The sequence below is a fragment of the Leisingera sp. S2M4 genome (assembly GCF_055398055.1).
Map to the genome: position 1 here is coordinate 416,183 of NZ_AP040861.1, position 13,812 is coordinate 429,994.

At 64.6% G+C, this 13,812-nt stretch carries 10 protein-coding genes; all 10 read right to left on the bottom strand.

Going from position 1 to position 13,812, the window contains the following annotated elements; translation table 11 throughout:
• Positions 1-94: 94 nt before the first annotated feature.
• Entirely contained in the window at positions 95-1,708 is a 1,614-nt protein-coding gene (locus tag ACZ52D_RS02085; RefSeq protein ID WP_464442391.1) for an AMP-binding protein, read from the bottom strand.
• Position 1,709: 1 nt separating this feature from the next.
• Positions 1,710-2,870 (bottom strand): acyl-CoA dehydrogenase family protein, encoded by a 1,161-nt coding sequence (locus tag ACZ52D_RS02090; RefSeq protein ID WP_222454007.1) that lies wholly within the window; start codon positions 2,868-2,870, stop codon positions 1,710-1,712.
• 110 nt (positions 2,871-2,980) lie between these two features.
• Entirely contained in the window at positions 2,981-3,787 is an 807-nt protein-coding gene (locus ACZ52D_RS02095) for an enoyl-CoA hydratase family protein (RefSeq protein WP_464442392.1), read from the bottom strand.
• Positions 3,784-4,236: a MarR family winged helix-turn-helix transcriptional regulator gene (locus ACZ52D_RS02100; RefSeq protein WP_464442393.1), complete on the bottom strand. Its 453-nt coding sequence runs from the start codon at positions 4,234-4,236 to the stop codon at positions 3,784-3,786. Before ACZ52D_RS02100 ends, ACZ52D_RS02095 begins: the two co-directional genes overlap by 4 nt.
• Entirely contained in the window at positions 4,233-4,958 is a 726-nt protein-coding gene (locus tag ACZ52D_RS02105) for an SDR family NAD(P)-dependent oxidoreductase (RefSeq protein WP_464442394.1), read from the bottom strand. The genes ACZ52D_RS02100 and ACZ52D_RS02105 overlap by 4 nt, the downstream gene beginning before the upstream one ends.
• Positions 4,955-7,249: a bifunctional salicylyl-CoA 5-hydroxylase/oxidoreductase gene (locus tag ACZ52D_RS02110; protein WP_464442395.1), complete on the bottom strand. Its 2,295-nt coding sequence runs from the start codon at positions 7,247-7,249 to the stop codon at positions 4,955-4,957. The genes ACZ52D_RS02105 and ACZ52D_RS02110 overlap by 4 nt, the downstream gene beginning before the upstream one ends.
• A gap of 149 nt (positions 7,250-7,398) precedes the next feature.
• Positions 7,399-9,639, bottom strand: coding sequence for a phosphoenolpyruvate--protein phosphotransferase (gene ptsP, locus ACZ52D_RS02115; RefSeq protein ID WP_464442396.1), 2,241 nt, complete (start codon positions 9,637-9,639; stop codon positions 7,399-7,401).
• A 302-nt stretch (positions 9,640-9,941) separates the two neighbouring features.
• Positions 9,942-11,180: an aspartate kinase gene (locus tag ACZ52D_RS02120; protein ID WP_464442397.1), complete on the bottom strand. Its 1,239-nt coding sequence runs from the start codon at positions 11,178-11,180 to the stop codon at positions 9,942-9,944.
• A 168-nt stretch (positions 11,181-11,348) separates the two neighbouring features.
• Positions 11,349-12,797 carry a TrkH family potassium uptake protein gene (locus ACZ52D_RS02125; protein ID WP_369927195.1) on the bottom strand — a complete coding sequence of 483 codons (1,449 nt, stop codon included), beginning with the start codon at positions 12,795-12,797 and terminating at the stop codon, positions 11,349-11,351.
• 47 nt (positions 12,798-12,844) lie between these two features.
• Entirely contained in the window at positions 12,845-13,648 is an 804-nt protein-coding gene (locus ACZ52D_RS02130) for a hypothetical protein (RefSeq protein ID WP_464442398.1), read from the bottom strand.
• Between the last annotated feature and the right edge of the window lie 164 nt (positions 13,649-13,812).

The following is a 13,812-nucleotide window of genomic DNA, read 5'->3' on the forward strand; positions in this document are numbered from 1 at the left end:
AGCAAAACTGCCCCGGGTCGCCGCCAGCGCAACCTTCCCGGCCTATCTCTGCATCATCCCGGCAAGTACAATCGCCTGAAGCCGGAGGGGACCTTTACTGTTTCAAGCGGAACCGCTGGATCTTGCCGGTCTCGGTTTTGGGCAGCGCATCGGTGAACAGGACGGACCGCGGGTATTTATACGGGGCAATCTCTGCCTTCACGTGGTCCTGAAGCAGCTTGACAAGCTCATCACCCGGCTGATGGCCCCCGGCCAATACCACGTGTGCCTGCACGATCTCGCCACGCGCCTCGTCCGGCGCGCCGACCACCGCGCATTCCGTCACGGCCGGATGTGACAGCAACGCTGCCTCGACCTCCGGACCGGCGATGTTGTAGCCGGCCGAGACGATCATATCGTCGTTGCGAGCCGCAAAATGCAGATACCCCTCGGCGTCCTGGACAAAGCTGTCGCCGGTGATGTTCCAGCCGTCCTGCACGTAATCCGCCTGCCGGGCGTCGGCCAGGTATCGGCAGCCGGTCGGCCCCTTCACCGCCAGCCTGCCAACCACGCCGCGCGGGGCCTCATTGCCGTCGGCGTCCAGTACCTTCACCTCATAGCCGCTCACCGGCTTGCCGGTGCAGGCGGGCTTGTGATCGCTGAAACGGTTGGAGATGAAGATATGCAGCATCTCGGTGGCCCCAATGCCATCCAGCATCGGCTTGCCGGTCTTCTCCATCCACTCCTGGTACACCGGCGCGGGCAAGGTCTCCCCGGCCGAGACCGCCGCCCTGAGCGAGGACAGATCCGCCCCCTCCTCCATCGCGCGCAGCATCACGCGATAGGCGGTTGGCGCGGTAAAACAGACGGTTGCGCGGTATTTCTCGATGATCTCGATCAGGTTCGGCGGGCTGGCATTTTCCAACAGCGTCGCCGCTGCGCCAAAGCGCAAGGGAAAGATCGCCAGACCGCCAAGGCCAAATGTAAAGGCCAGCGGCGGCGAGCCCACGAACACGTCTTCGGGCTGCACATCCAGCACCTCGCGCGCATAGCCGTCGGCGATCATCAACAGGTCGCGGTGAAAATGCATCGTCGCCTTGGGCGATCCCGTGGTGCCCGAGGTGAACCCCAGCAGCGCCACATCGTCCCGGCCCGTCTTCACCGCCTCATAACTCACCGGCTTTTCCAGCGCCAGCCGGTCCAGCTCCGCATCGTGGTTGGAGGTGCCGTCAAACCCCACCACCGTCTTCAGAAACGCCGAATCCTTGGCGCAGGCGACCAGTTCGTCCTTCAGCCGGGTGTCGCACAGCGCATGGGAGATCTCCGCCTTGTCGACGATCTTGGCCAGCTCGCCCCGGCGCAGCATCGGCATGGTGTTGACCACCACCGCGCCCGCCTTGGTCGCCGCCAGCCAGCAGGCCACCATCGCCGGGTTGTTGGCCGAGCGTATCAGCACCCGGTTGCCCGGCTTCACGCCCAGATCCTCTGTCAGCACATGCGCCAGCCGGTTGGTCCAGTCGGCCAGCTCCTTGTAAGTGCGATAGCGCCCGTTGCCGATCAGCGCGGTGCGGTCGCCAAACCCCTTCTCCACCATCGCATCGGTCAGCTCGACCGCAGCATTCAGGTATTCGGGATAGTCGAACCCCTCCAGCAGGAATTCCGGCCATTGCTCTGCCGGAGGCAGATTGTCGCGGGTGAACGTATCCACATGCGCTGTCGGTCCCAGCATCTCAATTTCCTCCCTGAAAGGCGGCCAGTGCCTGGCGCGCGATCACCACCCGCTGCACGTCTGATGCACCCTCGTAAATGCGCAGAGCGCGAATATCGCGGTAGAGTTCCTCTACCTTCTGCCCCGAACGGACCCCGTCGCCGCCATGCAACTGCACAGCCTTGTCGATGACCTGCTGCGCCTGGTCGGTGGAGAACAGCTTGGCCATCGCGGCCTCGCGCGTCACCCGCGCAGCGCCAGTGTCCTTGGCCCAGGCGGCGCGGTAGACCAGCAGCGCCGCGGCGTCCACATCCAGCGCCATGTCGGCGATATGGCCCTGCACCATCTGCAAGTCGAACAGCGGCGCGCCCTGCACCTGCCGGGTGGTGACCCGCTCCAGCGCTTCATCCAGCGCGCGGCGGGCAAAGCCCAATGCCGCCGCCGCCACGGTGGAGCGGAACACATCCAGCACCGACATGGCGATCTTGAAGCCCTGCCCCGGCTGGCCCAGCAGGGCGGATTTCGGAATGCGGCAGTCGGTAAAGCGCAAGGTCGCCAAGGGATGCGGCGCGATCACCTGCTGACGCTCCACCACCTCGAACCCCGGCAGGCCCGCAGGCACCACAAAGGCGCTCAATCCCTTGGCGCCCGGCGCTTCCCCCGTGCGGGCAAACAGCGTGTAGACATCGGCGATGCCGCCGTTGGAGATCCAGGTCTTCTCGCCGTTCAGCACGTAAGACTCGCCGTCCAGCGTCGCGGTCATGGTGGAGTTCGCCACATCCGACCCCGACTGCGGCTCGGTCAGCGCGAAGGCCGAGATCGCCTTGCCCGCCCGCGTCAGCGGCAACCATTCCGCCTGCTGCTCCGGCGTGCCGAACAGCGAAATTGCCCCGGTGCCCAGCCCCTGCATGGCAAAGGCAAAATCGGCCAGCCCGTCATGGCGCGCCAGCGTCTCGCGGATCAGGCACAGCGTGCGCACATCCAGCTGCTCACCCGCTTCTGCCCCGCTGTGCCGGGTCCAACCCGCCGCGCCCAGCGCCGCCACCAGCGAGCGGCAGGCCGCATCCGTGTCGGAATGATCGATGCCCCCCAGATGTGCCCCGGCCCAATCGTCCAGTTCCGCCGCCAGGGCACGGTGCCGGTCTTCAAAGAACGGCCAGGTTAGAAAGCTCTTGTCCGCCATCCGCGTCTCCTCCCGGTGAACAGGCTGCGCGCCCGTTTCATCTTTCCCCAAATACTCCCGCCGGAGGCACCCGCGCTCTCCTGCCGCGCAGGTTCCGGCGGTGCCGCGGCTCAGTCGCCTTCAAACAGCGGCTTTTCCTTGTTCACAAAGGCATGATAGGCGCGCTCGAAATCGGCCGTCTGCATGCAGATCGCCTGCGCCTGCGCCTCGGCCTCGATCGCCTGTTCGATCGACATCGACCATTCCTGCGCCAGCATCGTCTTGGTCATCATGTGACCAAAGTTGGGCCCGGCCGCGATCCGCTCGGCCCAGCTCTGCGCCTCACTCTCCAGCGCATCCGCCGCCACCAGTTTGTTGTGGAACCCCCAGGCATGGCCCTCCTCGGCACTCATCGAGCGGCCGGTGTACAGCAGCTCCGCCGCCCGGCCCTGGCCGATGATGCGCGGCAGGATCGCGCAGGCGCCCATGTCGCAGCCCGCCAGCCCCACCCGAGTGAACAGGAACGCGGTCTTGGCCTCGGGCGTAGCAATGCGGATATCCGACGCCATGGCGATGATCGCGCCTGCGCCGACGCAGATGCCGTCAATCGCCGCAATCACCGGCTTGCCGCAGTTCACGATCGCCTTGACCAGATCGCCGGTCATGCGGGTAAAGGCCAGGAGCTCCTTCATGCTCATCTTGGTCAGCGGGCCGATGATGTCATGCACATCCCCGCCCGAGCAGAAATTGCCACCATTGGAAGCAAAGACCACCGCCTTGACGCTGTCGTCATAATGCAGATCGCGGAACCAGTCGCGCAGTTCTGCATAGCTGTCGAACGTCAGCGGGTTCTTGCGCTCCGGCCGGTTCAGCGAGACGGTGGCGATGCCACCCTCGATCCGGCACAGAAAATGCTCCGGGGTGCGGTTTACCTTCATGCTCTCTCTCCGTGCTCCAGCCGCCGGGCAACCGCGTCCAGGCTCTCGGCAATCGCCTGCGCCTCATCTGCGGTCAGCCCGTCAAAGGCGGCGTTGATCCAGCCTTCATGCGCCTCGGCCTGGCGGGCGAACTCGGCCCGCCCCGCAGGCGTCAGCCGCACCAGGTTGGCGCGGCGATCCCCTTCGACCTTCTCGCGCTGCACATGGCCATCTTCGACCAGCCGCTCCACGATGCCGGTCACATTGCCGTTGGAGACTTTCAGAACCCCCGACAGCTCACTCATTTTCAAGCCTTTTTCGTGCTGCACCAAGGCTGCCATCACGTCAAAACGCGGCAGCGTGGTGGCGAATTCGCGCCGCAGGTTCTCGCGCACATTGCTCTCGACCGACTTGGTCGCCTTCAGCACTTTCAGCCACAGCCGCAGCCGGTCCTTGGAGGTGGTGCTCAAATCTCACCTCCCGACACGCTCATCGCGTGCCCGTTGACCGAAGACGCACCGGGCGAGGCCAGGAACACCGCCGTGGCCGCGACCTCTTCGGGCGTGATCAGCCGCTGCATCGGGTTGCCGCCAACCACCATTCTCACCGCCTTCTCCCGCGGGATGTCATGCCCGGCCATCAGCCCGGTGATCGCGCTTTCCGCCATTTCGGTATCGACAAATCCGGGGCAGATCGCGTTGCAGGTGATGCCTCGCTTGGCCACCCCCTGCGCGACCGAGCGCACCAGCCCCAGCACCCCGTGTTTCGACGCCGCATAGGCCGGGATCTGTGCCCCGCCCTGCAAGGACGCGGTCGAGGCGATGGCGATCAGCCGCCCGCCTGACCCCATGCCCGCCCGCAAGGCCTCGCGGAAGGTCAGGAAGGTGCCGGTCATGTTTACCGTCAACGTGTGCTGCCAATCGGCCAGTTCGACATCCTCGATCCGCCCTGCCACGCCCGTGCCCGCATTGGCCACGACCACGTCAAAGGGCGTACCGAACAAGGCCTTGACCTGCGCCTCGTCAGTCACATCCGCCTCGCGGATCTCCATCTTATGGCCCGCTGCCGCCGCTTCCAGCGGCGCGCGGCGGCGGCCGGTGATGGTGACGTCGCACTCCTCGGCGGCAAAGGCATGGGCAATAGCACGGCCGATGCCGGTGCCGCCACCTGTCACGAGAACCCGTCGTGTCATGCCCGGATCACCTCCGCTTCGCGGTCCGCCAGCCGCCAGGCCTGATCGCGCCCGGCGTGATAGGGCAGCGGCCAGTCGCCATGCCGGTCGCCGATGCGCGCGGCCTCGTGCAGCGTCCAGTAGGGATCGGCCAGATGCGGCCGCCCGACGCAGACCAGATCCGCCCGACCCGCCATCAGGATCGAGTTGGCGTGGTCCGCCTCATAGATGTTGCCGACCGCCATGGTGGCAATTCCCGCCTCATTGCGGATGCGGTCGGAGAACGGCGTCTGGAACATGCGCCCGTAGACCGGCTGCGCATCAACCGAGGTCTGCCCGGCGGAGACGTCAATGATATCCGCACCGGCGGCAGTGAAGGCCTTCGCAATCTCGACTGCTTCCTCCGGGGTCACGCCTTCGTCGCCGACCCAGTCGTTGGCAGAGATCCGCACCGACATCGGCTTGCCCTCGGGCCAGACCGCGCGCATCGCCTGGAACACCTCCAGCGGGTAGCGCAGCCGGTTCTCCAGCGAGCCGCCGTAGGCATCCTGTCGAATGTTGGATTTGGGCGAAATGAAGGACGAGATCAGATAGCCATGCGCGGCGTGGAGTTCGATCATGTCGAAGCCCGCGCGCTCTGCCATCTGTGCGGCCGCAACAAATTCATCGCGGATCTGGTCCATCTCCGCCCGCGAAATCTCGCGCGGTGCGGGATTGTTGTCCGACCACGGGATCGCCGAGGCCGAGACCGTCTCCCAGTTGCCCTCCGGCAGCGGCGCGTCCATTTCCTCCCAGCCCAACTGGGTCGATCCCTTGCGCCCGGAATGGCCGATCTGGCAGCAGATCCTGGCGCTGGTCTCTGCGTGCACGAAATCCACCAGCCGCGTCCAGGCGGCTTCATGCTCCGGCGCATAAAGCCCCGGACAACCCAGCGTGATCCGCCCCTCCGCCGACACGCAGGTCATCTCGGTGTAGACCAGCCCGGCGCCGCCCTTGGCGCGCTCGCCATAGTGGATCAGGTGCCAATCGGTCGGGCAGCCGTCGACGGCCTTGTACTGCGCCATGGGCGAAACCACGATGCGGTTCTTCAGATCCATATCGCGCAGTTTAAACGGCGCGAACATCGGCGGCCGCACCGGCGCATCGGCGGGCGCACCGGCCTTAGTCTGGAACCACTTCTCGGCGCTTTGCAGCCAATCCGCATCGCGCAGGCGCAGGTTTTCATGGGAAATCCGCTGCGAGCGGGTCAGCAACGAATAGTTGAACTGCACCGGATCCATATCCAGGTAGCGCTCCACCTCCTCGAACCACTCCAGCGAGTTGCGCGCCGCCGACTGCAACCTCAGCACGTCCAGCCGCCGTTCGTCCTGATAGCGCTCAAACGCGCGCTCCAGCGTGGGTTCGGTGCTCACCAGCTCCGCCAGGGCAATCGCGCTGTCAAAGGCCAGCCGCGTGCCCGACCCGATCGAGAAATGCGCCGTGGCCGAGGCATCGCCCAGCAGCACCACGTTTTCATGGTACCACTTCTCGCACAGCACCCGCGGGAAGTTGATCCAGACAGCCGCCCCGCGCAGATGCGCCGCGTTGGACATCAGCGCATGACCGTCCAGATGATCGGCAAAGATCTCCTCGCAGGTGCGGATGATCTCTTCCTTGCTCATCCCCTCGAAACCCCAGTTCTCCCAGGTCTGGGCCGAGCATTCGACGATCACCGTCGCGGTGTCATCGTCGAACTGGTAGGCATGGATCCACATCCAGCCGTGCTTGGTCTTCTCGAAGATGAAGGTGAAGGCATCGTCGAATTTCTGATGCGTACCCAGCCAGATGAACTTGCAGGGGCGCACGTCGATCTGCGGTTTAAAGTGCTCCGCGAACTCATTGCGAACGCTGGAATTCAGCCCGTCGCAGCCGACCACCAGATCATAGTCTTTCTGATACTCCGACGCGGGCTTGGCGATGGTTTCATACTGCAGGTCCACCCCCAGCTCGCGCGCCCGGTCCTGCAACAGCAGCAGCATCTTCTTGCGCCCGATGCCGGCAAATCCGTGCCCCCCGGAGACCGTGCGCGTGCCGTTGTGCACCACCGCGATGTCATCCCAATAGGCAAAATTCGCGCGGATCGCCTCGGCGCTTTGCGGATCGTTGGCCCGCAGGTTCTCCAGCGCGTCATCCGACAGCACCACGCCCCAGCCAAAGGTGTCATCGGCGCGGTTGCGCTCGATCACCGTCACCTCCGCCTCGGGCTGGCGAAGTTTCAATGAGATCGCAAAATACAGCCCCGCAGGACCGCCTCCCAGACAGGCGACTTTCATGCGCATCCCTCCCGCTCAGCCTTAAACCGTTACCCAGAGGATAGGCTGCTGCGGAAATAAATTTCAAGCCTAAAGTTTTAGGTTTGAAATATGCGCGCACGGGGCTGCCACGGCTGCCTGAAAAGCAACCGCGCACAAGGGGTCAGTGCTTAAAGCTCGCGCAGGTACTGCATCACCGCAGGACGCACGGATTGCTCCCCACGCTGACGGGCTTCGGCGATGATCTTGCGGATCTCCTCCAGGTCGACCCGCAGCAGCAGCGACTTCACCGGCCCGATCGACGCCGGGCGCATCGACAGCGTGCGGATACCCATGGCCGCAAGGCAGACGGCTTCGACCGGGCGTCCCGCATCCTCGCCGCAGAAGCTCAGCGGGGTTCCCGAAATCGCGCAGCGTTCGACGATTTGTTCGATGAAGCTCAGAAAGCTGACGTTCAGCGTGTCATACCGTTTGCGCACCCGTTCGTTCTCGCGGTCGGCCGCAAAGAAGAACTGTTTGAGGTCATTGCCGCCAATCGACAGGAAGCTCACCTCGTCGAAGAACTTTTGCGGCGCATAGGCCAGCGACGGGGTTTCCAGCATCGCGCCCACCTTCAGCTCCGAAGGCAGTGCATGGCCGAGAATCCGCTCGCGCTCGATGGTCTTGTCGACCTCGGCCTTGGCGGCACGGTATTCCTCGAACTGGGCCACGAAGGGGAACATGATCGACAGCGGCCGCCCCTCGGCCGCACGAAAGAGCGCCTGCAGCTGCATCCGCATCACGCCGGGCTTGTCCAGCCCGACCCGGATCGCCCGCCAGCCCAACGCCGGGTTCGGCTCATCCGTTGGCTTCATGTAGGGCAGCACCTTGTCCGACCCGATGTCGAGTGTCCGGAACACCACCGGCTTGCCATGCGCCGCATCCAGGACCCGCTTGTACAAGGCCACCAGCTCCGAACGCTTCGGCATCTGGTTGCGCACCAGGAATTGCAACTCGGTGCGGAACAGCCCCACGCCCTCGGCGCCGGAGCCCTCGAGGGACGGCAGGTCCGCCATCAGACCGGCGTTCATCACCATGTTGATATGCTGACCGTCGGTGGTGATCGCCGGGGTGTTGCGGATCGAGGCGTAACGCTCCTGCGCCTTGGTGTGCATCGCGATCTTGTCGCGAAACGCCCCCACCACCGTGTCATCCGGGCGCAGATGCACCACGCCCTGATCGCCGTCGACCATGATGTGGTCGCCGTTCAGCGCCTCGGTGGTGATCCGCTTGGCGTTGACCACCAGCGGGATCGCCAGCGCGCGCGCCACGATCGCCGCGTGGGAGCCGACAGACCCCTCCTCGAGCACGATCCCACGCAGGGACCGACCGTATTCCAACAGGTCGCCGGGGCCGATATTGCGGGCAATCAGGATCGGGTTTTCCGGCAGCTCGGCACCAGTATCCGCGCCCTGCCCGGTCAGGATCCGCAGCAGGCGGTTGGACAGGTCATCAAGGTCGCTCAACCGCTCCCGCAGGTAGGCATCCTGCACCTGCGCCATTCTCGACCGCGCCTGCGATTGCTCCTTTTCCACCGCCGCCTCGGCGCTGAGCCCGCGGGCGATGTCCTCTTCCATGCGCCGCATCCAACCCTTGGAGTTGGCAAACATCCGATAGGCCTCAAGCACTTGCAGCTGTTCCTTGTCGCCGTTGCGCGACACCTCCAGCATCTTGTCGACCCCGACGCGCAGCTCTTCGACGGCCTCGTTGAGCCGCTCCAGCTCGCGCTTGGGATCGTCGGCAATCGGGTTGGTCACGATGACCCGCGGCTCATGCAGCCAGACATGGCCCTCGGCCGCGCCTTCCTGCGCCGAGGTGCCGTGAATCAGCACCGCCTGCTGGTGCAAGGGCGACAGCGCCGCGCCCTCGCCGACAAAGGCACCCAGCTCGGTCATCTCGGCGATGACCATCGCCACCACCTCCAGCGCATAGACCGCGTCGGACGAAAACTCCCGCGCCTCCTTCGACTGCACGACCAGCACGCCCAGCATTTCGCCCAACCGCTGGATCGGCACGCCAAGGAACGAGGAATACCGCTCCTCACCGGTTTCCGGCATGTAGCGAAAGCCTTTGGCGTTGGGCGCATCCGGCGTGTTCACCACCTTGCCGTATTTGGCGACGCGCCCCACCAGCCCTTCGCCGATGCGCATGCGGGTCTGGTGGACGGATTCGGCCAGCAGACCCTCGGTCGCGCAGAGCTCCAGCGTTTCCTCATCGCGAAACAGGTAGACCGAGCAGACCTCGGTGCCCATGCTGTCGGCAATCAGATGGGTTATCTTGTCAAGCCGCGCCTGCCCGGCATCATCGCCGGCCATCGCCTCACGCAGACGCACCAGAAGTTTCCGGCTTTCGGATTCCATCGTATCAGCCATTCTCACCCTTTCTCGGGCCCACCCTTTTCCCGGGCATAATCCCTGCGCGTCGGCGCATCATCACCTCCTCAGGAGCGGACAGGTTTACAGCCACGCAGCCCAAAGACGTGCGCCAGCGCACTCTCCTCCCCCCTCTTCTCCCACCCTGACGGGAAAAGTCCAAGCGTTTTTATCCCTTTGCCCGCTAACATCACGGTCCGCCGGAAAAATGGGCAAGCGACAGGGCAAGCGCCCCTTCAAACGGCAAAGGCGCCCCCCAGGACGCCTTTGCTTTGTACGAAAAATCGTTTGCGTGCTGAAACTTAGGCAGCCTTGTCCAGCTCGAACGCATCATGCAGCGCCTGGACGGCCAGCTCCATGTACTTGCGGTCGATCAGCACCGAAATCTTGATTTCGGAGGTGGTGATGACCTTGATGTTGATGCCTTCGTCCGACAGCACCTTGAACATCTTGGCCGCGACACCGGACTGCGAGCGCATGCCGATGCCCACCACCGACACCTTGGCGACATCCTTGTCAGCCAGCAGCTCGGCATAGTTCAGCTCACCCTTTTCCTTGATCGCCAGCAGCGCCTGCTCAGCGCGCGCCACCTGATCGGTGGGGCAGGAGAAGGTCATGTCGGTGCGGCCCTCTTCGGAGATGTCCTGCACGATCATGTCAACGTTCACACCCGCGTCGGACAGCGTGGTGAAGATGGTTGCCGCGATGCCGGGACGGTCTGCCACCGACTGCACGGTCAGCTTGGCTTCGTCACGGGAATAGGCCACACCGGCCACAACATTGGATTCCATGATTTCCTCCTCGTCGCAGACCAGGGTTCCGGCCTCGTCGGACTGTTCCTCAAAGCTCGACAGCACGCGCAATTTCACCTTGTAGCGCATTGCCAGTTCAACCGAGCGGGTTTGCAGCACCTTGGCCCCCAGCGAGGCCAGCTCCAGCATCTCTTCAAAGGCGATCTTGTCCAGCTTGCGCGCCTTGTCGCAAATCCGCGGGTCGGTGGTGTAGACCCCGTCTACATCGGTGTAGATATCACAGCGCTCCGCGTCAAAAGCCGCCGCGAACGCCACGGCCGTGGTGTCGGAACCGCCGCGCCCCAACGTGGTGATGCGCCCTTCGGGGCTGATGCCCTGGAAACCCGCGACCACCGCAACCTTCATGCCTTCGCCGAACTTCTGAGTGATGTTCTCCGGCGGGATCTCCTCGATCCGGGCCTGGCTGTGGGCGGAGTTGGTCTTGAGCGGCACCTGCCAGCCCTGCCAGCTGCGCGCGGGGATATCCATCTCCTGCAGCGTCAGCGCCATCAGGCCGGCGGTGACATTCTCGCCCGAGGACACCACGGCGTCATATTCACGCGCATCATACAGCGGCGAGGTCTCATCGACCCAGCCCACCAGCTCGTTGGTCTTGCCGGACATGGCAGAGACGATGACGATCACGTCATAGCCCTTGGCCACCTCGACGCCGACGCGTTTGGCGGCACGTCGAATTCGGTCCAGATTGGCGACGGATGTGCCGCCGAATTTCATCACAAGTACGGGCATGCGGAACGGGTCTCCCTGCGCTTGCGGGTTTCGATCCCGAGCCTCATATGCGACCCCCCGCCCAAGGGCAAGAGCGGGCAGCCCCCGAGGGCAAGGAAGCTGCGCGCAACAGCGCGTTTTCCACCGCGGCAAACCGCCACAACGGCAGCCTCGCGCAATTTCCGCAAATCAGCTGCGCCAGAAGCGCACTGTCAGCATCGCGTAGACCGCCATCAGCTCCAGCCGCCCGATCAGCATCGCCGCGATCAGGAGCCACTTGGCCGGATCGTTCAGGGTCGAGAAATTTCCGGCAGGCCCGATGGTGTCGCCGAGGCCCGGTCCGATATTGGCCACGGCCGTCGCCGCGCCGGATACGGAGGTCACGAAATCCAGCCCCGTCAGCGCCAGCCCCCAGGCGACCAGCCCCACCGTGACGACGAAGAACATGAAAAACGAGATCACCGAACTCAGCACCTCGGCATCCACCACCCGCCCGTCATACCGGGTCGGGAACACCCCATGCGGCGAGCGGATGCGCTGGATCTGCGCCCGGATCGAGGCAAACAGCAGCTGGTAGCGGAAGATCTTCACCGAACAGGCGGTCGAGCCCGCGCAGCCACCGATCAGCCCGATGAAGAAGAACACCATGATCAGGAAATTGCCCCACTGCATGTAGTCCACGCTGGCATATCCCGTCCCCGAGATGATCGAGGTAATGTTGAACAGCGCCTCGCGGAACGCCTGTTCCGGATGGTGCGGAAACACGGTGAGCAGCACGCCGGTGGTCACCACCACCAGGATCGCGATGGTTGCCATGAACACGCGGATCTGGCTGTCGCGCAACAGCGGCTGCCCATGGCCGTTGATCAGCTGCACATAGCGCACAAAGGGCAGCGCCGCCGCGATCATGAAAAAGGAGGCCGCATATTCCGCGGGTCCCGAAAACGTGCCGAAGGAGGCATCGTAATTCGAAAACCCGCCCGTCGACATCGTGGTCAGCGCATGCACCAGCGCGTCGAATGCGCTCATCCCCAGCACCATGTAGACCAGCACGCAGGCCATCGTCAGCGACACGTAGATCAGCGAGATTTGCTTGGCGATCGCCTGCGCACGCGGCAGGATCTTCCCCATCGTGTCAAAGGCTTCGGAGCGGAAGATCTGCATGCCGCCGACCCGCAGCTCGGGCAGGAAGACCATCGCCACGACGATGATGCCGATACCGCCCAGCCATTGCAGGATGCCGCGCCACAGCAGCAGGCCGCGCGGCAGACCATCGAGCCCGGAGATCACCGTCGAGCCGGTGGTGGTCAGCCCCGACATCGCCTCGAAGAAGGCGTCGACAAAGCGCAGATCGGTCGCGCCCAGCATCAGCGGAATCGCCCCGAACAAGGGCAGCGCCACCCAGACCGTCGTGGTCAGCAAGAAGGTCTGGCGGATGCTCAGCCCCTCGCGCACGCCATTGGCGCAGCTCAGCGACAGCAGCCCCCCCACCAGGATGGTGAAGATGGCGCTCTCCAGGAACACATGCCATTCCCCGCGGCCGTCCATCAGATCGACCAGCAGCGGGAACAGCATCATGGCTCCCAAAATTACGACCAACAGGCCAATGACATACCCGACCGGGCGGAAATCCAACATGCGGCGAAGCGTTGGCCTCCCACGCGCTAAGTGTCAAGACTGCGGCGTTATTTGCCGCTGTCCCCCTTGTCGTCAGACTTGCCGGATCCTGTCGTGCGGCCCGTGCTCTGCGGCATTTGCGGCGGCTTGGCCGGTTGGCGCGGCCGCTTGGCAGCGGCCGCCGACTCGCCACCTTCGCTGCTGCCACCCGTGCGGCGCGAGGGCGGAAAGGTTGCCGGTCCCGTGGCCTTCGCCTCGGACGTCGTCGCCGATGCGCGCGGGTCCGTCACCGGCGCCTTGGCTGCTGGCTCTGACTTGCCAGACGGCGGCGTCGACGCCGCGGGTTTTGCCGCGTCTTTGGGTGTGACCGCAGGCGCCTGTTCCGCGGCGGCGATGGCGGGTTTGCTGCTGGTCGGGCGAGTGGGCACCTTGCGCCGAGCGGGCTTTGCCGTCGTGGACTTGCTGGTCGCGGACTTGCTGGTCGCGGACGTGCCGGTCGCGGTTTTGGTGGTTGCGGTTTTATTGGTCGCAGTTTTGGAGGGCGCGATCTTACGGGGCGCGCGCTTTACTTCAGCGGCCTTGGCTGTCTCGACCTTCGGCTGGTCCACCGGCTCCACGCTGGTCTCGGCGGCGCGGCCAGCGTCGGTCGGTGCCGGGTCTGTCATCTCCTCTTGCGGCGCGGCAGCCGGGCCACCTTGCAGCAGCCGCTGCTGCGCCGCCATCAGGCTCTGCGCCACGCGCAGCTGATGAAACGGTGCCTGTACCGCCAGTTCCGTGGCCTGCCGCCACAGTTTCAACTGGAAACCCGCCGCGGTACCGGCCCATTCATGCGCTCGCATCGCCATCCCGGCCATCTGGTGAAAACCTGTCATCTGATACTCCTCGCTTGCGGCGTCAGCTGAAGAACCGGCCCCTCAGGCATCCGGTCCACCAACCCGGCTGGGCGCACAGGCGCCCTCCCCCAAAGGTCGTTTCAGGGGATTCGCTCACAAGGCTAACATGATATTCTGCACGGCAGCATAAAAAATGCGGCAGC